Genomic DNA, 20,941 nt, shown 5'->3' on the forward strand with positions numbered 1-20,941 from the left:
CGTGCTGGTCGCCAGGGCGTTCGGCTACAAGCCGAGGCCCAATTTCAGCGTGACGGACGAAGCGGCGATCTCAAAGCCGCCCACGCTCGACTTCACGCCGCAGAAGGCGCAAGCACAGTAAGCGGACGAGGCGGGTGGAAGTGGCTCAATCGTCGTCGTCGTCGCGGTGATGCTTGTACCAGCCGCGATGGCGGCCGTGATCGTGCCAGCGGCGATCGTCGCCTTCGTCACCATCGTCGCCGCGGTAGCCGTAGCCCTGAACGTATCCATAGGCGGGGGCCGCATAGGCCACTGGCGCCTCCTGGTAGACCACGGGCGGCGGCGGCGCCACATAGACCGGCCCGGGCACGCCCAGCATCACGCTCAGGTCAGTATGAGCCGACGCCTCGCTGGCGGCCACGGCACAGGCCAGTCCGGCTGCCGACAGTATCGAAATGTGCAGTGTGCGTTTTATGGTGGTTTTCATGTTGACCCTCGTCTCTCCGAATGGCGGGATCGTAGGGACTGGAATCGTTCCAGGGTGATACGGGTTGCTTGCTGCTGTAACCGCGTGTAAGCCCGAATGCAGCGCCATAATGGCGCGAGTCGAATTCCGCACGGCAACACACAACATCGCGTACCTTCAAGCATCTAAGGCGTCACTTATGCAACTAACCGAACAAAAGCGACCGTCCACCCAACGGTTGCCACGCCTCTACGCGTTCTCGGGCGCCGGGCTTTCAGCAGAGAGCGGCATCTCGACGTTTCGCACTGGCGACGGCATCTGGACGCACACCAGCATCGACGAAGTCTGCAACTACCGCACGTGGCGTCGCAACCGGCCCGCGGTGTTCCGCTTCTACAACCAGCGCATCGCCGAATGTTCGGACGCACAGCCGAACGACGCGCATCGGCTGCTTGCGCAGTGGCAGGACACCTGGGGCACGGAGCGTGTGCACCTGATTACCCAGAACATCGACGGTTTGCTGGAGCAGGCCGGTGCGCGCCAGGTCACGCATCTGCATGGCGACATGATTTCGCTGCTTTGCACCGACTGCGAGTACCGCTTTCCGAGCGGCGGCAGCGCGCTGGACGCCAACGCGGCATGTCCGTCGTGTGGCCAGGTCGAGAGCGTGAAGCCAGGCGTCGTGTTCTTCAACGAAGCCGCACCCGAGTACGAAACGCTCTGGCGTATCCAGCAGGCCATGAACGACGACGATATTTTTATCGCCATCGGTACGTCGTTCGAGGTGATTCCGCCAGAGCGGCTGCTGCCGCCTTCGCGCTACGGGCGTCATGCGCGCAACCTGCTGGTGGATCCATCGCCAAGCCGCACCGAGTTTTTCGGTGTCGTGGAGGCACAGCCGGCGACGGTGGGCCTGCGCAAGCTAGAGCCTTCGATCGAACACATGATGAACGGCGGCTGATCGCCGATAACCGGTACGACCGCGTTCATTTCGCTTTCCTGGCTTTGCTGGCGTGCCGGCCTGTTCGCCGCACGCCTTTTTTACGTCCTGCACCCATGAATATTTCCAGACAGATCGCCGGTTATCTGAAGTCGCGTGAGCTCGTGCTCGCAAGCCTCGAAACCGCTACGGCCGGCGCGATTACGGCTGCGCTAGCGGATTTGCCAGGCGCGGCGACGAGCCTCGATATCGGCGTCGTAGTGCATACGCCCCGCGCGCTGGCGGGCTATCTGGAAACGACGGCGACGAACGAAGCCGTCAGCGAGGCGCTCGCGCAAGCACTGGCCGAGGCCTTGCTTAAAGAACGCGAAGGGCGTGCAAACGTGGCGCTCGCGAGTATCGGATGGCTTGAGCCAGAAGACGGCGGGCGGGCGGCGATCGCCCATTGTTTCGCATGGGCAGGCTGGGATCGCGATGCGGTGGTCTCCGCGAGCGAGACCGTGCTTTTTTCAGGACGGCGCGTGGACATTCGACGCTCGATTGTTCGACGCGCGTTGCTGGGCCTGCCACGTTTCGTCGATTCGATTTCCGCGCGTGAGCGCGCTGGTTAGGGCAGTTGGAGTCAGGCAGCACCGGCGGATTTACGTAAACCAATTGAAGTTATAAATATGTATACGTAAACGTAGTAATAGTTAACAAGCCCTGGTACTTCCTGTGGATAACGCGGTATTTCTCATTGAATTCAATTCGATGCGTGCCGGACAGCCATGCGGACAATTCCTGTATCCAAATGGGGCTTCGAGGATAACTTTTTGCTCCTTGCGCGAGCAGGGCGAGTTATCAAGAACTGATCCACAGTTCGTCCGTGAGGTATTCCCCAGCTTATTCAGAGGTCGCCGTGGATAAGTGGGGCGCGCTTGCATGCTAGGCGCGAGCAAAAAAAAGCGCCGCCCGAAGGCGACGCTCGTGCAACTTCCAGCCATCTTCGTGCTGACTAGCGCCAGAAGATCGCGAGCGCGATCGCGCCGAACAGCACCCACTTCACGATGTAGTAGGCCGTGCGGTTCCACGCCTTGAGCCGCTTGGCTGCGAGGCGCACCGAATACACATGGCGGAATGCGCAATTGAGGCCACCGGTGCGGTCGCCGGTTTCGTTCGGCGAGGCGGCCGCGCGCATCAGCAGATCGCCGATCCCGCTCATGATCGATTGCGCCCAGCGGTATTTCATTGGCCGCTCGATATCGCAGAACAGGATGATGCGGTCTTGCTGCGTCTTGTTCGCCGCGTAATGCAGATAGGTTTCGTCGAACACGACGTCCTTCCCGTCGCGCCACGAATACGCAATCTCGTCGACGACAATCGCGCAACGGTCGTCATTCGGCGTAACCAGGCCGAGGTGATAGCGCAACGAACCCGCAAACGGATCGCGATGCGGATTAAGCGCGCCATTGGCTGGCAGCATCGCGAACATCGCCGCTTTGATCGACGGAATGCGCTGCAAAATCTCGATTGTGCGCGGACAGAGCGCCGCCGCCGAAGGGTGCGGATTGTCGTACCACTTCAGATAAAAGCGTTTCCAGCCAGTGCGGAAAAACGAATTAAAGCCGATATCGTTGTACTGTTCCGCTGCCTGAATACGGCTGGCCGCCTGAAGCGCAAGGGCTTCCTCGCGAAACACTCGCCATTCGGATTTAAGCAGTGCGAGTTCGGGAAAATGCTTTGTTTCGATATAGGGCGTATTCGGCACCTTCGAAAACAAATAGGCGAAGCCATTGAGCGGCGCCATGAAGGTCGAGTGATCGCCTAGCTGGCGAAAGAAGCTGCCGTGGCGCGCCTTGCCCCGAAAATGGGTATAGACGGCGCACAGCAGAAAACCAATTAGAAGAGCCCAACGCATGACTTACTCGTAGAAAAACTTTCGCTGAGGAAATTTTACGAGTAGTTACGAAAGTCTGTCAGTAAGCCAGCAATCCCATGACATTGCTGTCATGGGATTATTGCATCCGGTCGAAATGATTTTTGTAAAAAGCGTTGTCTATTGCGGGATTCATGCCGCGAATAAGCGGGGTATTAAAAAACAAAATCAGGCCGATTCGACGGATTGTTTTGCGGCAATGGCTTCTGCTTCATCGCGACTGCGCGAAGCAGGCAATAACTGGCAAGCGAGCAAACCGGCAAGCATCAATGCGCAGCCAACGAGCGCGCGCGTGGAAAGTGTTTCGCCGAGCGCAGCCCATCCGGCAATCGCAGCAAACACGCCTTCCATGCTGAAGATCACGGCGGCGTGCGCGGGCGCGGCATCGCGCTGCGCGACCACCTGGATCGTGTAGCCGACACCCACCGACATCGCCCCGCCGTAAAGGATGGCGGGCGCGGCGCGCGCAATATCGGCCATGCGCAACGGTTCGAAGCCGATCGCCACGGCAAGGCAGGCCGCCCCGCAGGCGATGAACTGCACGATCGACAACGCAAGCGGATCGTGGCGCGGCGCGTAGTGGCCCACGAGCATCACCTGGATCGAAATGACGATCGCGCAGCCGAGCTGATACCAGTCGCCGTACATGATCGAGAAATGCTCGTTGATGCTCAGGAGATAGAGGCCGGCGGCGGCCAGCGCCGCGCCGATCCACGTGCCGGCGCCGGTGCGATGGCGCAGGAACACGCCGAGCATCGGCACGATCACGACGTAAAGCGAGCTGATGAAGCCCGCATTGGCGATTTTCGTGTAACGCAGGCCGATCTGCTGGAGCGAGATCGCCACGGACAGAACGAGACCGAGGATCACGCCGTCACGAAGCAGGGCCACATCGAAGCCGTGGGAAGCGGCTGCTGGCCGAACCCCGCACGATCTGCGCGAGCCGCGGCGCGTCGCAAACACGAACGCCGAGACGATGGCCGCGCCTAGCAGGAAGCGCAGGCCGGTAAAGAGGAACGGGCCGATGGCGTCGAGGCTCAGGCGCTGGGCCACGAAGGCGGAGCCCCAGATCATGGCGGCCGCGAGCATCAGCAGGTTGGCGCGCAAATGTTGACGGGAAGACGGTTTCAAAGCGGTGCAGGCCGGAATGACGAGGTAATCGGGGTAAAGCAGGATTGCGCGATCGGCGATCATTTCGCGCAAAGTTGGGCAAAAAAGCGGGATCTGCGGGGCGAACAACCGTGCGGAATCTCTAGCGAATCCCGATCGTATCCGAATTGAAAGCCGGTTGTCTCCCGGAAAATACACCCATCCGTATCGTGGATGACAAAGCGCTAACGCTGCGTAATACTGCTTCGCGCGAAACGGCCGCCCAGATCGGCCAGCGGACCATTTCGCGACTTCTCGCGTATTCAATTCACAACGTGCCGGTCATATTTGTCAGGTTTGGGGAACAACAGATGAACAAGATTCTCGCCTCGCTTATCGCAGCATCCGTCGCACTGATTTCGGTTCAGGCTCTGGCTCAAGACGCATCGGGCGCCGCAGCGACCGCTCCGGCAGCCAGCGCACCGGCCAAGGCCAAGAAGCAGCACAAGAAGCTCAAGCACCACGGCAAGCGTGCAGCCGTTTCGGACGCCGCATCGGCCGCTGGCACGAGCGACAAGGGCACGCAGAACTAAGCGTCCCAGCCGCACCAAAGAAAAAAGCCAGAGCGCATTGCTCTGGCTTTTTTTATTTCAGGCGCGCTTTGCCGCTGACGGCTCAAGCGTCTTTTGCGAGGCCAGCTTGCAGCAGCTCGGTCATCAGGCCGGTCAGGCCTTCCGGGTGCGCTTGCGCGCGCGTCTTGAGTTGCGCGACGAGATCGGCGTTGAGCTTGCACGCGAACGGCACGAGGCCGGCGGCCTGGTCGAGCTTGCGCTGCTCGCGGCGGTCGAGCGCGGCAGGCGCCGCGTCTTTGCCGAAGCGCTCAGGGCCGGCTTTGTGGGTTGCTTGCATCAGCTTCAGCGCCTTGTTTTTCTCAAGGTCGAACTTTTTCATGGCCATGGATACGGCTCCGGTGTTTGGCAGTGTTTTGGGCAGTGGCGCGCATTGTACGCAAACGCCCGCCCGCGTCCATCGCGGTGATTGGGGTCAGGGTGCTGCATTGCCGTCCTGCACGGATCGCCCGGCTTGATCGGGCGCCGCGCCCGCCACGTCGTCGATCAGCGCGCGCATGCGGCGCCAGTGCGTGCCTTCCCAGAAGACGCGTGCGCAGACGTCGCAGGTGACGAAGCGGGTGTGCCGCTCGAACACGCCTGCTGGCACGCGCGCCTGCACCTCGGCGCGCGGGATGCGCCGCAGCGGCGCGTTGCAGGTGAGGCACAGGCGAAACGGCCGCGCGCTCGCGGCCAGATCGAGCCGCTCGAACAGCTCGTCGAGCTGCGCACGCGGCCTGAGCGCGCGCACGTAACAACCGTGCGTGATGGTGCGGCGCTTGAGCAGTTCGCGGTCGCGCGTGAGGACGACGCGATGCTCGGCGGCCGCGAGTGCTTCGATGGCTTCATCGGCGTAATGATTGTCGTAAAGCGTGTCGAAGCCCGCGAGCCGCAGCAATTGCGCGAGGCCGCCCAGATGCGCATCGGCGATGAAACGCATCTCGCGCAGCGGATTGGCGCGCACGCGCAGCAGGGGCCGGATGTCGAGCGCCTCGAACTTTGGGTACACGGCGACGCGGTCGCCTTCGGCAAGAGAGTGTTCGAAGCCGACCGATTCGCCGTTCACGAGGATCAGTTCGACTTCGGTATGCGGCACGCCCAGCGCCTCGATCATGTGCTTGGCCGTTGAATTGGCCGCACACGGGCAACTGAACGCGCGTCGGCGCAGCGGCCGGGCGAGAAAATCGTTCAGCTCCTCGTAGAAGCGGAAGGTGGCGGTGAAGGCGGTGCCCATCCATGCAGTATCGCGCATCGCGCCGCGCATGGAGCGGCATTGAGCGCCGCATAGAAGCGTCGCTGCACGGGCCGCCGCGCTGTGCTTTACTCCAGGTCTAACTTCCTGGAGCGTGAGATGGATATTGGTTTTATTGGCCTCGGCGAAATGGGCGGTGCAATGGTCGCCAATCTGCTGAAGGCAGGCCACACCGTGCGTGTCTGGAATCGCTCGCCCGAGAAGGCGCAGGCGCTCGCCGCCGCGGGTGCGCGCGTGGTCGCCACGCCCGCCGAGGCCTTCGCGGGCGACGCCGTGCTGTCCATGCTCGCCGACGATGCGGCGCTGCGCGCCGTGATCGACGCCCCTTTGCTCGAACATGCGCCGCGCGGCCTCGTGCACGTGAACATGGCGACGATTTCGGTGGCGCTGGCCGAGACGCTCGCCCGCGAGCACGCCGAGCGCGGTCTGCACTACGTCGCCGCGCCGGTGCTCGGGCGTCCCGACGTGGCGGCGGCGGCGAAGCTCACGATCGTCGCGGCGGGCGCCGCCGAAGCCATCGACCGCGTGCAGCCGCTGCTCGACGCCATCGGCCAGAAGACCTGGCGGATCGGCGCGCTGCCGCAGCAGGCCAACGTGATGAAGCTCGCCGCCAATTTCATGCTGGCGTCGGCGGTCGAGACGCTCGGCGAGGCGTCGGCGCTGCTGGGCGGCCACGGCGTCGCGATGCGCGACTTCCTCGATGTCATCACGAGCGGCATCTTTCCGGGCCCGGTTTATGCGGGCTACGGCGGCATGATCGCGGAAAATCGCTACGAACCGGCGCTATTCAAGGCTCGGCTCGGCCTGAAGGATGTGCGGCTTGCGCTCGCAGCGGCCGAAGCTGTGTCGACGCCGTTGCCCGTGGGCAGCGTGGTGCGCGACAGCCTGATCGAAGCGGTGGCGCACGGCGACGGCGAGCGCGATTTCGCGGTGCTCGGCAAGGTGGCGGCGCGCCGCGCGGGCCGGGGCTAAGCCGGGCTTTCGACCGATGCGGGGCGCGAACGCGGGACTTATGGCGATGCGCCCCGGTCAAAATCCTCATACGACCGCGTGTTGACGCACGCAGGATGGCAGGGCGGCTGTGGACAATCTGGATACTGCGCCGCGCAATGAATGCGCGGCTTTAATCGCAACCGCGTCGCAACTGAGCAGGATGGGAGACGGCGAATGGACAGGCGCATCCTGATCGCCGACGACGATGCAAAGTCGCTGGCCGGACTCAGCACCTTGCTGTCCGATCTTCAGTACGCGACGGCCATCGCGGCAACCCTCGACGACGCGGTGCAGGCCGCTTCGCGCTTCGTGCCCGACGTGCTCGTCGTGGGGCTTTCGCTCGCGCCGGACGACGATTTCGGCACGCTGGTGCAACGGCTGCGCGCAGCCTGCGGCGCCCGCACGCCGCTCCTGATTGCACTGGGCGGCTGGGGCGAATCACAGCATCGCGACGAAGCGCTGGCCGCGGGCTTCGACATTCACCTGGTGCGCCCGGTGGGGCTCGATCAACTGACTTTTATTCTTTCGCTGGTCGCGTAAAGCGCTGTGGCGCCATTCGGGTAATCCTGAGCGCCTTTATGTTGCCATTTTACAACATAAAGGGTGGATACTACTTTACATGTTGCGTCGCACCAAGTAGTTCGCTATACTCGTTCTTGTCTCCTCCATGTCTCCTCTGATATGGATTCAGCCCGCCTACCATTGGCGGGCTTTTTTTCGTCTGTACGTTTTGCGTGCGCACGTTGTGCGCGTGCTGGGTCAGCGAAATGCGGCGCACCAATAAAAAACCCGGCACTGCGAGGCGCCGGGTTTTTTCGTTTCAGCGTGGAAGTGTCGGGTTTGCCCGATTTTTCCTGCTTTTACGCTCTTTTAGCTCTTCAGGCCGGTATCTTCCGCTGCGCCGATCGCCAGGTTCATACACTGGACGGCTGCGCCCGATGCGCCCTTGCCCAGGTTGTCCAGACGCGCCACGGTCACGAACTGCTCGTCGTTGCCGAACACGAACAGATCGACGCGGTTCGTGTCGTTGTTAGCCTGCACGTCGAATGCGTTGTTATCGAGGTTGGCCTCGCCGTTAAACGGCATCACGCGCACGAACTTCTCGCCCGCGTAGTACTCGGCGAACAGCGCCACGACGTCTTCGGGCTTTGCGCTGCGCGCGAGCTGCGACGGCGTGTAGTACGTCGTGACCGCGAGACCCTTGAAGAACGGGCCGACGATCGGCGTGAACACGGGCGCGTTCGCGAGCTTGCCGTGGAAAGCCATTTCCGGCAGATGCTTGTGCTTCAGGCCCAGTGCGTAGGGGCGCGGGCTCATGAGCTTCGCGTTGCCGCCGGCTTCGTACTCCGCGATCATCGACTTGCCGCCGCCGCTGTAGCCGGTCAGCGAGTAGCTGTGCGCTGCGAATTCGGGCGCGACCAGGCCGGCTTCGACGAGCGGGCGCATGGCCAGAATGAAGGCCGAGGCGTGGCAGCCCGGCACGGCGATGCGCTTCGAGGTGCGCACCTTCTCGCGCTGCGCCTTGGTCAGTTCGGGCAGGCCGTAAGCCCAGTCCGCGTGAGTGCGGAACGCCGTGCTGGCGTCGATCAGGACGGTGCGGTCGTTCTCGACGAGCGAAGCCGACTCGCGCGAAGCGACGTCCGGCAGGCACAGGAAAGTGACGTCCGACGCATTGATGAGACGACGGCGTTCCTCGACGTCCTTGCGTTTGGCCTCGTCGATCCGCAGGATCTCGACGTCGGCGCGCTGCGACAGGTATTCGAAAATCTTCAGGCCGGTCGTGCCTTCCTGTCCGTCGACAAAAACTTTCGTGCTCATCTCGCTTCCTCTGAAACGCGGGGATTGCGGGCGCCGCCCGCCGCACAGCCAGAAGTGTGCGGCAGTCACCGATACGGCGCGGGAACGGTATTTTAAGACCGTATGCCGTCTCGCGTGCGGCGTGTGCGGGAAAAAAATCAGGCGTTACCCGTACGGATAAGACCTGGCAGGCCGCAACGGCAATCGGGGCGCGGCCCGAGCGCATCGCGGCCCGTTCGCGCCCCTAAACGCGCAGGTGCAGATTTCAGGCCGATGCTGCTCGGCCGGCCAGCCAGCGCGCCGTGACCGCAGCCACACGTGCGCCGAACGCCTTCGCAGTTTCGAGGTCGCCGCGCGGCGGCGCTTCTTCGGGTGTGGCGTCGGCGGGCGATTGCGCGAGCAGTCCGGTGAAGCCGCCCACGAAGTTCAGGTCGTCGCGCGTGGCGGCCTTGGTGTTCGACGGCATCATGCCGGTGCCCGTCCAGATCATGCTGTGCTGCATGGCGAGCGTGACGAAGTACTGGATCGTCGAGAACTTGTCGCCGTTCATCGTCGCCGAATTCGTGAAGCCGGCCGCGATCTTGTCCTTCCACTTTTGCGTGAACCAGGCCTTGGAGCTGGCGTCGGCAAACTTCTTGAACTCGGCGGCCGGGCCGCCCATGTAGGTCGGCGCGCCGAACACGATGGCGTCGGCGGCATCGAGCTCGGCCCAGCCGGCGTCGTCGATCTGTGCGACGGCGAGCAGCGTGGCCTGGGCGCCTGCATCCTGCAAACCGGCGAACACGGCTTCGGCGAGTTTCTTGGTGTGGCCGTAGCCACTGTGATACGCAACGACGATTCGGGACATGGGGCGCTCCAGGTAATCAAACAATGCAAACAATGCAGACGATGGAAAGAACGGGTGCGCAGCGAAGTGCAGCGAGGCGTGCGTGGTGCGCCGTCACATGGTAGCCGCTCGCGTCCATACTTTTTCTGACAGTGTCGATTCCCTTGCGGGACAACAGTATTTCGTAGCCCGATTCAATTCGTCGTGCACGTACGAAGATTGCAAACGTACGTGAGATTCGATGTGATCCGCTGTCAGCGGCCGTAGGAAACAATGAGTTTCGCACTGCCGATCGCCGCGCTTTCGATTTCGCGCGCGAACATCGTCGCGGGCCGGCCTGAGGCAAGTGAGAGCTTGTCCACCCTGAGCGCATAGACCGTGACGATGTAGCGATGCGGCTTGCCGGGCGGCGGGCACGGGCCGCCGTAACCGTCGTCGCCGAAGTCGTTGCGCGCCTCGATCGCGCCCAGCGTGCCGAGCGCACCGGATGCGCTCGCGTTTTCCGGCAACGTGTTCACGCGCGCCGGAATGTCGGCTGCGGCCCAGTGCCACCAGCCGCGGCTCGATGCGTCGGGATCGAAAATCGTAACCGCATAGCTGCGCGTGCCGGCGGGCGCATTGCGCCAGGTCAATTGTGGAGAGCGGTTTGCACCCGTGCAGCTATCCTGATTGAATACCTGCGCAGCAGCGACCCGGCCCCCGTCCCGAAAGTTCGCGCTGCTGACGACAAAGCCGCCTTGCGCACTGGCCGATGGGGACGCGATGCAAGGCAGGATCGCTGCGACGATGCTGGCGCATGCCCGTGCAGTGGAACGCCAGCCCGCGGGCGCTGTAGGATACGGCTTGATGTCGGCAGACCGCATCGGCTAGTTCTCCTGTATGTTTGTTAAAACTGCTGAGCGATTTTCTGACGGATCAGAATGAATTGTGTCCCAGATCGAATATCGTTCAAACTATCGGCATTAAAAGGATAAGTTCTGGGCCAGCAGCGGCGGCCTTTGCGAGGAAATCGGCTATAGTCGCGAGCTTTCCTCAATATGCGGAAACGGGGTTCCGGGGACACACGGGGCAATCTAAGTCAACAAATAACGACGGGCAGGACTGTCTCCACGGAGGGGTAATGCAGCAGCAGCCAATCAGGGTCGTAGTCGCGGACGATCATCCGGTGATCTTGTTCGGCGCGGAGCATGCGCTCCTGAAGTTTCCTGGCATTCAGGTGGTTGCCCGAGCTCGTCAGTCCACCGAACTGATCAAGGCGCTGCAATCGACGCCCTGCGATGTGCTCGTGACCGACCTCGCCATGCCCGGCGGCCAATATGGCGATGGATTGCCGCTGATCGGCTATCTGCGTCGTAACTTTCCGGAAGTTCCTATCGTCGTCCTGACGATGCTCGAAAATGCCGCGCTGCTCAAACGCCTGGGCGAGCTGGGCGTGATCGCCGTCGTGCACAAGTCCGACGATCTGAGCCACATCGGCCTGGCCGTGCAGCACGTGAGCCGCAATCTCGAATACATGAGCCCGCAGGTCAAGGTCGCGCTCGAATCGCTGCGTATCAATAGCGGCGGCAAGAACGACGAAGTGATTTTGTCGAAGCGCGAACTCGAAGTGGTGCGGCTGTTTGTTTCGGGCATGACGATCAAGGAAATTTCCGAGAAGCTCAACCGCAGCATCAAGACCATCAGCACGCAGAAGAACACGGCGATGCGCAAGCTCGGCCTCGACCGCGATTCGGAATTGTTCCAGTACGCGCAGAGCAACGGGCTGCTCAATCTCTCGTCGCATGCGCCTGACGAAGGGCTGGGCAGCGAAGTGACGCCGCGCGCCTGATCGGTTCAAAGACGCAAGAGGCACGCAAGACGAAAAAAAGGCCATCCGACGATCAATCGGATGGCCTTTTTGTTGCAACGGCGGCGGGCTTATTCGGCTGCCGCCGTGCTCAGTGCTGGTTGGCTTACTGCGGTGCCGACGTCGCGCCGCCGTGCGCAGCCGACCATTCAGCCGGTGCGTGCAGGAATTTTTCGACTTCGTCGAGCGTCTTGGTTTCGAAGTAGCCCGATTCCTTGGCGACGCGCAGCACGTCCCACCACGTAGCGAGTGCGTGCAGGTCGACGTCGATGTCCTTCAGGACCGAGACGCTTTCCTTGAAGATGTTGTAGTGGAACAGCACGAAGCAGTGGTTCACCTGCGCGCCTGCGGTACGCAGTGCGTTGATGAAGTTGATCTTGCTGCGGCTGTCCGTCGTCAGGTCTTCGACGAGCAGGACGCGCTGGCCTTCGGTCAGCAGGCCTTCGATCTGCGCGTTGCGGCCGAAGCCCTTCGGCTTCTTGCGCACGTACTGCATCGGCACCATCAGGCGGTCGGAGAGCCATGCCGCGAACGGGATGCCCGCGGTTTCGCCGCCGGCGACGGCGTCGATCTGCTCATAGCCGACGTCGCGCAGGATCGTCGCTTCGGCCATTTCCATCAGGCCGCGGCGCACGCGCGGGTACGAGATCAGCTTGCGGCAGTCGATGTAGACCGGGCTCGCCCAGCCGGAAGTGAAGATAAAGGGCTTTTCCGCGTTGAAGTGCACAGCTTGCACTTCGAGCAGCATTTTCGCGGTTGCGTCCGAGATCGTCTGGCGATCGTTGCCTGTCATGGGCGAATCCTTGGATGTGAGTGCTCAGGAGGGTGGGCGCTGGGCCCGGTGGCGCTGGCACGGCGAGTCCGTATCTTGTGTATCGGAACCCGCGATGCGCGGTCTGGAGGGCGTCGATCGTCTGAGGTCTGGTTTCAAGGCGACTCGCTCGCTCCGGACGGCTTCTCTTGCGCGCGTAGGCCGGTATTTTACCCGACTTGACGGTTGCCGACGAGTCGCGCTGACAGTGTCGCGCGACAGGCCCCTTGCCGATTTGTAGGGCGCGATCGGACGGGCTGGGCGGTTGTGAGCGTACTGGCGCGCCAGTAAACTCTCGCCGGTTTTCGTCGGGCTAGCGCCCAGCACAGGATCTTTCGCCATGTCTCCCGCTTCCCATCCCGCTTCCCATTCCGCTCGACCGCCCGATGACGCACCTGCCGACACCGCCTTCGCGCCCGCCGCGATCGCGCACTCGGACAACAGCAAGAATGACGACGACGCGCCGCGCGGCCACGCCGTGCGTGCATTGGTCGCTTCGGTGCTGGGTTATGCGATGGACGGCTTCGATCTGCTGATGCTCGGCTTCATGCTGCCCGCCATCGGCGCAGACCTGCATTTGACGGGCGCGCAGTCCGGCGCGCTCGTCACCTGGACGCTGGTGGGCGCGGTGGTGGGCGGCATCGTGTTCGGCCTGCTGTCGGATCGCTTCGGCCGCGTGCGCGTGCTCAGCTGGACGATCCTGGTGTTCGCTGTGTTCACCGGCCTGTGCGCGCTGGCGCGCGGCTACACCGATCTGCTCATCTACCGCACGATCGCGGGGATTGGGCTGGGCGGCGAGTTCGGCATCGGCATGGCGCTGGTCGCCGAGGCCTGGCCCGCGCGGCTGCGGGCGCGGGCGTCGTCTTACGTGGGCCTGGGCTGGCAGGTGGGCGTGCTCGCGGCGGCGCTGCTCACGCCCTTGCTGCTGCCCGTGATCGGCTGGCGCGGCATGTTTGCGGTCGGCCTGCTGCCCGCCGTGGCGTCGTTCGTCGTGCGCCGGCGCGTGGAAGAACCCGAACTGTTTGTCGCGCACCGCGAGCGCGCCGCGCAGGCCGCGCCGCACGACAAGCCGCGTGCGCTGCGTTTGCTGGTCGCCGATGGCCGCACGGCGCGCGCGAGTCTGGGCGTGGCGGTGCTGTGCTCGGTGCAGAACTTCGGCTATTACGGCCTGATGATCTGGCTGCCCGCGTACCTGTCGAAGTCGTTCGGCTATTCGCTGACGAAGTCGGGCCTCTGGACTGCCGCGACGGTGGCGGGCATGGCGTTCGGGATCTGGCTCTTTGGCGTGGCCGCCGATTGCTTCGGCCGCCGCCCGACTTTCCTGGTCTATCAGGTGGGCGCGGTGGTGATGGTGTTCGTGTACGCGCATCTGAGCACGCCGTTTGCACTGCTGATTGGCGGCGCGGCGATGGGCGTGTTCGTCAACGGCATGATCGGCGGCTACGGCGCGCTGATTTCCGAGCTTTACCCGACCGCTGCGCGCGCCACCGCGCAGAACGTCCTGTTCAACATCGGCCGGGCCGTGGGCGGCTTCGGGCCGCTTGCGGTCGGCGCGCTCGCCGCACGCTATTCGTTCACCGCGGCGCTAGGCATGCTGGCCGCGATTTACGTGCTCGACATCCTCGCCACGCTGTTCCTGATTCCCGAGCGGCGCGGGGCGGCGCTGGAATAATCGCCGGATACATTGATCGCTTTGCACGTGACGGTGCGGCGCAACGCCGCACCGTAAGCCGAAGCGAATCGCATCGCTTGTCTCGATCGCGCAATACGCGCGCCATCACGCTGCAATAATTTCGCGAAATGCCCGCGACGCGCAGGGCTGTGCCGCTCGCCGTCGCTGTCGCGAACCGCACGCATCGTCACATCCCGATTCGATAAATGCGCCGTACGCCGTCCATGTGTCGCGTACGCGCCGCGCGCACGCCGCAAGTTCGCGTCTGGCGGCCTGCCGGTTTCGCGCCGGAAGGCATCCAGCACAAATCCCCGGTATCAGTCTTTGACCCGAGTCGCCTCGAACATCGTGAGGTGTACACTAATCGCCCCGCTTTTTTGCCGGCGCCGTTTCGCCCGTGAACTGCCAGGTTGTTGCCGTCGTGCTGCCGTTGCGCACGAGCGTTCAATGAAAAGTGCAAATCTGCGGGGTTAAGAACACTAGTCGAACATAAACATTCCTCTCTCGTCTCTCACGTCTGGCAGGCCCGAAAATGGATGAACAACTGAAGCAAAGCGCGCTCGCTTATCACCAGAATCCGAAGCCCGGCAAGATCTCGGTCACGCCGACCAAACCGCTCTCGAACCAGCTCGATCTCTCGCTCGCGTATTCGCCGGGCGTGGCCGCTGCGTGTGAAGCGATCCACGCCGATCCGCTCGACGCGCAGAAGTACACCTCGCGCGGCAACCTCGTCGGCGTCGTGACCAACGGCACGGCCGTGCTCGGTCTCGGCAATATCGGCCCGCTCGCGGCCAAGCCGGTGATGGAAGGCAAGGGCTGTCTCTTCAAGAAGTTCGCGGGCATCGACGTGTTCGACATCGAACTCGACGAAAACGACCCGGACAAGCTCGTCGAAGCCATCGCGATGCTCGAACCGACGCTCGGCGGCATCAACCTGGAAGACATCAAGGCGCCCGAGTGCTTCTACATCGAGCAGAAGCTGCGCGAGCGCATGAAGATTCCCGTCTTCCACGACGACCAGCACGGCACGGCGATCATCGCTTCGGCGGCCATCCTCAACGGCCTGAAGGTCGTGGGCAAGGAACTGGGCAGCATCAAGCTGGTGTGCTCGGGTGCGGGCGCAGCGGCGATCGCCTGTCTGGACCTGCTGGTGAAGCTCGGCGCGAAGAAGGAAAACATCCTCGTCACGGATTCAAAGGGCGTGATCTATGAAGGTCGCGGCAACCTCGATCCGTCGAAGCAGCGCTACGCGGCCAACACCGATGCGCGTACGCTTGGCGACGCCATCAAGGGCGCGGACGTGTTCCTCGGCTGCTCTAGCGCAGGCGTTCTGAAGGCCGAAATGGTCGTCGACATGGGCACCACGCCGCTGATTCTGGCGCTGGCCAACCCGGAACCGGAAATCCGCCCGGAAGAAGCCAAGCGTGTGCGCCCGGACGCGATCATCGCGACGGGCCGTTCGGACTATCCGAACCAGGTCAACAACGTGCTGTGCTTCCCGTTCATCTTCCGCGGCGCGCTGGATGTGGGCGCGACGACCATCACGGAAGAGATGAAGCTTGCGTGCGTGCGCGCAATTGCTGAGCTGGCCGAAGAAACCGACCAGGGCGACGAAGTGGCGAAGGCCTATGAAGGCCACACGCTCGAATTCGGCCCGGAATACCTGATTCCGAAGCCGTTCGATCCGCGCCTCATCATCAAGATCGCGCCGGCTGTCGCGCAAGCCGCGATGGATTCGGGCGTGGCGACGCGTCCGATCAAGGACATGGACGCGTACCGCGAAGAGCTGGGCGCAACCGTCTATCGCACGGGCATGGTGATGCGTCCGGTGTTCGCGGCGGCGAAGGCCAACAACGCGCGCATCGTGTTCGCGGAAGGCGAAGACGAGCGCGTGCTGCGCGCCGCGCAATTCGTGCTGACCGAGAAGATCGCGCGTCCGATCATCGTCGGCCGTCCGTCGGTGGTGGAAATGCGTCTGAAGAAGATGGGCTCGAAGCTGCGCGCGGGCACCGACTTCGAGATCGTCGATCCGGAAGACGATCCGCGCTTCCAGAAGAGCTGGCAGGCGTACCACGAACTGGGCGCGCGCCAGGGCATCACGCCGGAAGTGGCGAAGGCGTCGATGCGCAAGTTCAACACGCTGATCGGCGCGATCCTCGTGCACCTGGGCGACGCCGACGGCATGGTCTGCGGCCTGCTCAACAGCTTCGACTATCACCTGAAGTTCATCGAGCAGGTGTTCGGCAAGGCGAAGGAAGCCGAGAACTACGCGGCGATGAACCTGCTGATGCTGCCGGGCCGCAACCTGTTCATCAGCGACACGTACGTGAACGAAGTGCCGAGCGCCGAACAGCTCGCCGACATGACTATTCTCGCCGCGCGCGAAATCGAAAAATTCGGCATCACGCCGAAGGTCGCGCTGCTGTCGTCGTCGAACTTTGGCAGCGTGCGTTCGTCGACGTCGCAGCGCATGCAGGCTGCGCGCCAGCTGCTGGCCGAACGTGCGCCGCAGCTCGAAGTCGATGGTGAAATGCACGGCGATGCGGCGTTGTCGGAGATGATCCGCAAGCAGTCGTTCCCGGGCACGACGCTCGCGGGCGAAGCGAACCTGCTGATCATGCCGAACGTGGAAGCGGCGAACATCACGTACAACCTGCTGAAGATGATCGGCGGCGAAGGCGTGACGGTCGGCCCGTTCCTGCTGGGCGCATCGAAGCCGGTGCACATCCTGACGCCGGCCGCGACCGTGCGACGCATCATCAACATGACGGCGGTGGCTTCGGCTAACGCCAGCGTGGCGAAGTAAGTTCGCAGCGGCCCGTTACTGGCCGCTTGATGTGCCAGAAGTGAAAAGGGCGCTCCGTTCAACACGGAGCGCCCTTTGTTTTTACTGCGTTACAGCATCAGGAAACCATCAAGCCGCATGCCGCGCCGCGCCGTTTTCCGGCGAGCGCCACTTCGCGAGCAGCGTCGCCCACTTCGCGCGCGTGGCCTTGAGGTTGTTTTCCTTCACGTGGCCGTAGCCGCGGATCGCGTCGGGCAGCGTCGCCAGTTCCAGCGCGAGCGGCAGGTTCGCCTCGCTCAAGCCGCCGATCACTTCACGCATCAGCGTTTCATACTCGCCGATCAGCGCGCGTTCGTGGCGGCGTTCCTCGGTGCGGCCGAACGGATCGAGCGCCGTGCCGCGCAGGAACTTGAGCTTCGCGAGCACGCGCATCGCCGTGAGCATGCGCGGGCCGTATTGCTTTTTCTGCAGATGGCCCTTGTCGTCGTGCTTCGCGAACGACGGCGGCGCGAGATGGAAGTTGAGCTTCCAGTCGCCTTCAAAGCTCGCCTTGATCTTCTCGACGAAAGCCGGATCGGCGTACAGGCGCGCGACTTCGTACTCGTCCTTGTAGGCCATCAGCTTGTGCAGGTTCTTGGCGACGGCTTCGGTGAGCGGCTGCTGGCCGTCCGCGCGATCGAGCTTCGCCTCGGCGCGGCGCACATCGTCGATAAAGCGGCGATAGCGCTGTGCATAAGCGTCGTTCTGGTACGCGGCGAGATACTGCGCACGCTTGTCGATCAGCGCGTCGAGCGCCTTCGGCGTGTGCAGCGAGACGATCTTTGCGCCCGAGGGGTTCTGCTCGCCAGCGGGCTTCTTCGCGAGCGCATCCACGGCCGCACGATCATGCGCGACGCGGCGGCCCCACTCGAACGCCGCCAGGTTCTTCTCCACCTGCACGGCGTTCAGTTCGATCGCGCGCGTGAGCGACTCGTGCGTGAGCGGCAGCCAGCCCTTTTGCCACGCGTAACCGAGCACGAACGGGTTCGTATAGATCGCGTCGCCCAGCAGCGCGAGTGCGTAGCGGTTGGCATCGACGGTCGCGACGTTGTCGACGCCTGCGGCCGCGCGCACGTCGGCTTCCGTGTTCGAGCCCGGGAATTGCCACTGCGGATTCTTGATGAACTCGGCGGTCGGCGTGGCGGCGCTGTTGAGCACGACATGCGTCTGGCCCACTTGCATACGCGAGACGCAGTCGTCGCCCGCCGTCACGATCGCATCGCAGCCAATCACGAGACTCGCTTCGCCCATGGCGATGCGCGTGGCGTGGATATCGGCGGGATGGTTGGCGATCTGCACGTGGCTCATCACCGCGCCGCCCTTTTGCGCGAGGCCGGTCACGTCGAGCACGGTCACGCCCTTGGCTTCGAGGTGCGCGGCCATGCCGAGCAGCGCGCCGATCGTCACCACGCCCGTGCCGCCGACGCCTGTCACGAGCACGCCGTAGGGGCGGCCGATGGCGGGCACGTCGGGCGTCGGCACCGGCGGCATCGCGTCATTGGCGACGCGATCGGACTTCGGCTTGCGTAGCTGGCCGCCTTCGACGGTCACGAAGCTCGGGCAGAAGCCCTTCACGCACGAATAGTCCTTGTTGCAGGTGGACTGGTTGATCTGGCGCTTCGTGCCGTATTCGGTGTCGAGCGGCTCGACCGACAGACAGTTCGACTGCACCGAGCAGTCGCCGCAGCCTTCGCAGACGGACTCGTTGATGACCACGCGTTTGGCCGGATCCGGATAGGTGCCGCGCTTGCGGCGGCGGCGCTTTTCCGTGGCGCAGGTCTGGTCGTAGATCAGGATGGTCGTGCCGGCGATCTCGCGCAGTTCGCGCTGCATCGCGTCGAGCTGGTCGCGATGGTGGATCGTCACGCCCGGCGCGAGTTTCGCCGTGACTTCGCCGTCGTACTTGTCGGGATCGTCGGTGACGATGACGATTTTCTTCGCGCCTTCGGACGCCACCTGATGCGTGATCTGCGGAATCGTCAGCACGCCGTCGACAGGCTGGCCGCCCGTCATCGCGACCGCGTCGTTGTAGAGGATCTTGTAGGTGATGTTCGCCTTCGACGCGATGGCCGCGCGAATCGCCAGCAGGCCCGAGTGGAAGTAGGTGCCGTCGCCTAGATTGGCGAACACGTGCGTGTCGTGGGTGAACGGCGCCTGGCCGACCCAGGCCACGCCTTCGCCGCCCATCTGGCTGAAGGTACTGGTGCTGCGATCCATCCACACGGTCATGTAGTGGCAGCCGATGCCGGCCATCGCGCGCGAGCCTTCCGGCACGTTGGTCGACGTGTTGTGCGGGCAGCCCGAGCAGAACCACGGCTTGCGTTCGACCTGCACGCGCGGCTTGGCCAGCGCTTTTTCCTTCGCCTCGATCACGGCGATGCGGGCGCCGATGCGCGCGCGCACGTCGGACGGCAGATCGAGCTTGTCCAGGCGCGTGGCGATCGCCTTGGCGATGATCGCGGGCGAGAGTTCGTAGTGCGCGGGCAACAGCCAGTTGCCCATCGGCACCGACCATTCGCCGCCTGCGCCATCCTTCTCGTCGAACTTGCCGTACACGCGCGGACGCTGCGCGTCCGGCCAGTTGTACAGCTCTTCCTTGATCGCGTATTCGAGGATCTGGCGCTTTTCCTCGACCACGAGAATCTCTTCGAGACCGCGCGCGAAGGCATGCGCGCCTTGCGCTTCGAGCGGCCACACGCAGCCGACCTTGTAGAGGCGAATGCCGATGCGCGAGCAGGTTTCGTCGTCGAGCCCCAGGTCGGTGAGCGCCTGGCGCACGTCCAGATAGGCCTTGCCGCCCGTCATGATGCCGAAGCGCGCCTGGGGCGAATCGATCTCGATGCGGTCGAGCTTGTTGGCGCGCACATAGGCGAGCGCCGCGTACCACTTGTAGTCGAGCAGACGCGCTTCCTGCACGAGCGGCGGATCGGGCCAGCGGATGTTCAGGCCGCCGTCCGGCATCATGAAATCTTCGGGCAACACGATACGCGTGCGATACGGGTCGATCTCGACCGATGCCGACGATTCCACCACGTCGGTCACGCACTTCATCGCCACCCAGAGGCCGGAATAGCGGCTCATCGCCCAGCCGTGCAGGCCGAAATCGAGATATTCCTGCACGTTGGAGGGGAACAGCACCGGCAGGCCGCAGGCCTTGAAGATGTGCTCCGACTGGTGCGCGAGCGTCGAAGACTTGGCCGCATGGTCGTCGCCGGCAAGCACGAGCACGCCGCCATGACGCGACGATCCCGCCGAATTGCCGTGCTTGAAGACATCGCCGCAACGGTCGACGCCCGGGCCCTTGCCGTACCACATCGAAAACACGCCATCGTGTTTCGCCGAGGGGTACAGGTTCACCTGCTGCGAGCCCCAGACGGCGGTCGCGGCGAGGTCTTCGTTGACGCCGGGCTGAAAAACGATCTGATGCGCGGCGAGATGCTGCTTCGCCTTCCAGAGCGACTGATCGAGACCGCCCAGAGGCGAGCCGCGATAGCCTGAGATGAACCCCGCGGTATTGAGACCGGCGGCCTTGTCGCGTTCCTGCTGCAACATCGGCAGGCGAACCAGCGCCTGGATGCCGCTCATGTACGCGCGACCGCGTTCGAGGGTGTATTTATCGTCGAGCGTGACGGAAGCGAGTGCGGCTTCAAGCGAAGCGCGCTGACCTGCGTCGAGCGGGGCATTCATTATTTGTCTTCCTCCATCCAACCAATCCGTTTTGGGATCGCCAGAACTTTCGGTGGCCGCAGCATCTTGTGAATGCGTTGGCCGGGCTCGCCATATTGGCGTCTTTTTTTCGATAGTAGCACTCGGACAAACCCGCCGCTCTGCATCATAAATGCGGCGAAATCTGACGCTTTGCAGCATTTTTTCTGACTGCGACGCCGTGCCGCGTGAAAGCCCTGTCATCCCTTTGTAACAAA

Annotated in this window: 19 protein-coding genes; 9 read left to right on the forward strand and 10 right to left on the reverse strand. The window is 63.4% G+C overall.

Annotation, left to right across the window (positions count from 1 at the left end; translation table 11 throughout):
- Window position 1: 1 nt before the first annotated feature.
- On the forward strand, window positions 2-121 hold the full coding sequence (locus BBA01S_RS48510) for a LemA family protein (RefSeq protein ID WP_167336076.1): 120 nt from the start codon (window positions 2-4) through the stop codon (window positions 119-121).
- 24 nt (window positions 122-145) lie between these two features.
- Here the strand turns inward: BBA01S_RS48510 and BBA01S_RS35150 are convergent, their stop codons facing one another.
- Entirely contained in the window at window positions 146-466 is a 321-nt protein-coding gene (locus tag BBA01S_RS35150) for a hypothetical protein (RefSeq protein ID WP_042298413.1), read from the reverse strand.
- A gap of 178 nt (window positions 467-644) precedes the next feature.
- Between BBA01S_RS35150 and BBA01S_RS35155 the strand changes: the two genes are divergently transcribed.
- Together BBA01S_RS35155 and BBA01S_RS35160 are read left to right on the forward strand one after the other, a co-directional pair.
- Entirely contained in the window at window positions 645-1,406 is a 762-nt protein-coding gene (locus tag BBA01S_RS35155) for an SIR2 family NAD-dependent protein deacylase (protein WP_042298414.1), read from the forward strand.
- A gap of 95 nt (window positions 1,407-1,501) precedes the next feature.
- Window positions 1,502-1,996: a CinA family protein gene (locus BBA01S_RS35160; protein WP_027820520.1), complete on the forward strand. Its 495-nt coding sequence runs from the start codon at window positions 1,502-1,504 to the stop codon at window positions 1,994-1,996.
- Window positions 1,997-2,379: 383 nt separating this feature from the next.
- Here BBA01S_RS35160 and BBA01S_RS35165 read toward each other — a convergent pair whose 3' ends face one another.
- Both BBA01S_RS35165 and BBA01S_RS35170 read right to left on the reverse strand, forming a co-directional pair.
- Entirely contained in the window at window positions 2,380-3,282 is a 903-nt protein-coding gene (locus BBA01S_RS35165; RefSeq protein WP_027820521.1) for an aspartyl/asparaginyl beta-hydroxylase domain-containing protein, read from the reverse strand.
- A gap of 186 nt (window positions 3,283-3,468) precedes the next feature.
- Window positions 3,469-4,431 (reverse strand): DMT family transporter, encoded by a 963-nt coding sequence (locus BBA01S_RS35170; RefSeq protein ID WP_027820522.1) that lies wholly within the window; start codon window positions 4,429-4,431, stop codon window positions 3,469-3,471.
- A gap of 329 nt (window positions 4,432-4,760) precedes the next feature.
- On the opposite strand from BBA01S_RS35170, the gene BBA01S_RS35175 reads away from it, so the two are divergent.
- Window positions 4,761-4,982 (forward strand): hypothetical protein, encoded by a 222-nt coding sequence (locus tag BBA01S_RS35175; protein ID WP_027820523.1) that lies wholly within the window; start codon window positions 4,761-4,763, stop codon window positions 4,980-4,982.
- An 82-nt stretch (window positions 4,983-5,064) separates the two neighbouring features.
- Here BBA01S_RS35175 and BBA01S_RS35180 read toward each other — a convergent pair whose 3' ends face one another.
- Both BBA01S_RS35180 and BBA01S_RS35185 read right to left on the reverse strand, forming a co-directional pair.
- On the reverse strand, window positions 5,065-5,346 hold the full coding sequence (locus tag BBA01S_RS35180) for a hypothetical protein (protein WP_027820524.1): 282 nt from the start codon (window positions 5,344-5,346) through the stop codon (window positions 5,065-5,067).
- Window positions 5,347-5,433: 87 nt separating this feature from the next.
- Window positions 5,434-6,249 (reverse strand): Mut7-C RNAse domain-containing protein, encoded by an 816-nt coding sequence (locus BBA01S_RS35185; protein ID WP_027820525.1) that lies wholly within the window; start codon window positions 6,247-6,249, stop codon window positions 5,434-5,436.
- Window positions 6,250-6,348: 99 nt separating this feature from the next.
- Between BBA01S_RS35185 and BBA01S_RS35190 the strand changes: the two genes are divergently transcribed.
- Window positions 6,349-7,221, forward strand: coding sequence for an NAD(P)-dependent oxidoreductase (locus BBA01S_RS35190; protein WP_027820526.1), 873 nt, complete (start codon window positions 6,349-6,351; stop codon window positions 7,219-7,221).
- Between the two features lie 195 nt (window positions 7,222-7,416).
- Window positions 7,417-7,782 carry a response regulator gene (locus BBA01S_RS35195; protein WP_027820527.1) on the forward strand — a complete coding sequence of 122 codons (366 nt, stop codon included), beginning with the start codon at window positions 7,417-7,419 and terminating at the stop codon, window positions 7,780-7,782.
- A gap of 330 nt (window positions 7,783-8,112) precedes the next feature.
- On the opposite strand, the gene argC is transcribed toward BBA01S_RS35195, so the two are convergent.
- The 3 genes from argC to BBA01S_RS35210 all read right to left on the reverse strand — a co-directional run bounded on the left by argC (window position 8,113) and on the right by BBA01S_RS35210 (window position 10,728).
- A complete protein-coding gene (gene argC, locus BBA01S_RS35200; protein ID WP_027820528.1) occupies window positions 8,113-9,060 on the reverse strand; it encodes an N-acetyl-gamma-glutamyl-phosphate reductase in 948 nt (315 codons plus the stop codon).
- Between the two features lie 244 nt (window positions 9,061-9,304).
- Complete coding sequence (locus tag BBA01S_RS35205; protein ID WP_027820529.1) at window positions 9,305-9,886, reverse strand: flavodoxin family protein; 582 nt, start codon at window positions 9,884-9,886, stop codon at window positions 9,305-9,307.
- A 233-nt stretch (window positions 9,887-10,119) separates the two neighbouring features.
- Window positions 10,120-10,728, reverse strand: a complete 609-nt coding sequence (locus BBA01S_RS35210) for a YbhB/YbcL family Raf kinase inhibitor-like protein (RefSeq protein WP_027820530.1) — start codon at window positions 10,726-10,728, stop codon at window positions 10,120-10,122.
- A gap of 257 nt (window positions 10,729-10,985) precedes the next feature.
- On the opposite strand from BBA01S_RS35210, the gene BBA01S_RS35215 reads away from it, so the two are divergent.
- Window positions 10,986-11,693: a response regulator gene (locus BBA01S_RS35215; RefSeq protein WP_027820531.1), complete on the forward strand. Its 708-nt coding sequence runs from the start codon at window positions 10,986-10,988 to the stop codon at window positions 11,691-11,693.
- A 124-nt stretch (window positions 11,694-11,817) separates the two neighbouring features.
- On the opposite strand, the gene BBA01S_RS35220 is transcribed toward BBA01S_RS35215, so the two are convergent.
- Window positions 11,818-12,504: an orotate phosphoribosyltransferase gene (locus BBA01S_RS35220; protein ID WP_027820532.1), complete on the reverse strand. Its 687-nt coding sequence runs from the start codon at window positions 12,502-12,504 to the stop codon at window positions 11,818-11,820.
- Between the two features lie 358 nt (window positions 12,505-12,862).
- Between BBA01S_RS35220 and BBA01S_RS35225 the strand changes: the two genes are divergently transcribed.
- Both BBA01S_RS35225 and BBA01S_RS35230 read left to right on the forward strand, forming a co-directional pair.
- The gene (locus BBA01S_RS35225; protein ID WP_084162735.1) at window positions 12,863-14,194 is read left to right on the forward strand and encodes an MFS transporter; all 1,332 of its coding nucleotides are present in this window, start codon (window positions 12,863-12,865) and stop codon (window positions 14,192-14,194) included.
- A 532-nt stretch (window positions 14,195-14,726) separates the two neighbouring features.
- Window positions 14,727-17,000, forward strand: coding sequence for an NADP-dependent malic enzyme (locus BBA01S_RS35230; RefSeq protein WP_027820534.1), 2,274 nt, complete (start codon window positions 14,727-14,729; stop codon window positions 16,998-17,000).
- Window positions 17,001-17,108: 108 nt separating this feature from the next.
- On the opposite strand, the gene BBA01S_RS35235 is transcribed toward BBA01S_RS35230, so the two are convergent.
- Entirely contained in the window at window positions 17,109-20,705 is a 3,597-nt protein-coding gene (locus BBA01S_RS35235; RefSeq protein WP_027820535.1) for an indolepyruvate ferredoxin oxidoreductase family protein, read from the reverse strand.
- Window positions 20,706-20,941 lie beyond the last annotated feature (236 nt).

It is taken from the genome of Paraburkholderia bannensis NBRC 103871 (genome assembly GCF_000685015.1).
In the GTDB taxonomy this organism is placed as follows: Bacteria; Pseudomonadota; Gammaproteobacteria; order Burkholderiales; family Burkholderiaceae; genus Paraburkholderia; species Paraburkholderia bannensis.

Coding starts and splice junctions, on each gene's coding strand:
- BBA01S_RS35160 (WP_027820520.1), top strand. CDS start 1,502: ATGAATATTTCCAGACAGATCGCCGGTTATCTGAAGTCGCGTGAGCTC.
- BBA01S_RS35190 (WP_027820526.1), top strand. CDS start 6,349: ATGGATATTGGTTTTATTGGCCTCGGCGAAATGGGCGGTGCAATGGTC.
- BBA01S_RS35220 (WP_027820532.1), bottom strand. CDS start 12,504: ATGACAGGCAACGATCGCCAGACGATCTCGGACGCAACCGCGAAAATG.
- BBA01S_RS35230 (WP_027820534.1), top strand. CDS start 14,727: ATGGATGAACAACTGAAGCAAAGCGCGCTCGCTTATCACCAGAATCCG.
- BBA01S_RS35210 (WP_027820530.1), bottom strand. CDS start 10,728: ATGCGGTCTGCCGACATCAAGCCGTATCCTACAGCGCCCGCGGGCTGG.
- BBA01S_RS35215 (WP_027820531.1), top strand. CDS start 10,986: ATGCAGCAGCAGCCAATCAGGGTCGTAGTCGCGGACGATCATCCGGTG.
- BBA01S_RS35185 (WP_027820525.1), bottom strand. CDS start 6,249: ATGCGCGATACTGCATGGATGGGCACCGCCTTCACCGCCACCTTCCGC.
- argC (WP_027820528.1), bottom strand. CDS start 9,060: ATGAGCACGAAAGTTTTTGTCGACGGACAGGAAGGCACGACCGGCCTG.
- BBA01S_RS35175 (WP_027820523.1), top strand. CDS start 4,761: ATGAACAAGATTCTCGCCTCGCTTATCGCAGCATCCGTCGCACTGATT.
- BBA01S_RS35150 (WP_042298413.1), bottom strand. CDS start 466: ATGAAAACCACCATAAAACGCACACTGCACATTTCGATACTGTCGGCA.
- BBA01S_RS35235 (WP_027820535.1), bottom strand. CDS start 20,705: ATGAATGCCCCGCTCGACGCAGGTCAGCGCGCTTCGCTTGAAGCCGCA.
- BBA01S_RS35195 (WP_027820527.1), top strand. CDS start 7,417: ATGGACAGGCGCATCCTGATCGCCGACGACGATGCAAAGTCGCTGGCC.
- BBA01S_RS35165 (WP_027820521.1), bottom strand. CDS start 3,282: ATGCGTTGGGCTCTTCTAATTGGTTTTCTGCTGTGCGCCGTCTATACC.
- BBA01S_RS35225 (WP_084162735.1), top strand. CDS start 12,863: ATGTCTCCCGCTTCCCATCCCGCTTCCCATTCCGCTCGACCGCCCGAT.
- BBA01S_RS35180 (WP_027820524.1), bottom strand. CDS start 5,346: ATGGCCATGAAAAAGTTCGACCTTGAGAAAAACAAGGCGCTGAAGCTG.
- BBA01S_RS35205 (WP_027820529.1), bottom strand. CDS start 9,886: ATGTCCCGAATCGTCGTTGCGTATCACAGTGGCTACGGCCACACCAAG.
- BBA01S_RS35155 (WP_042298414.1), top strand. CDS start 645: ATGCAACTAACCGAACAAAAGCGACCGTCCACCCAACGGTTGCCACGC.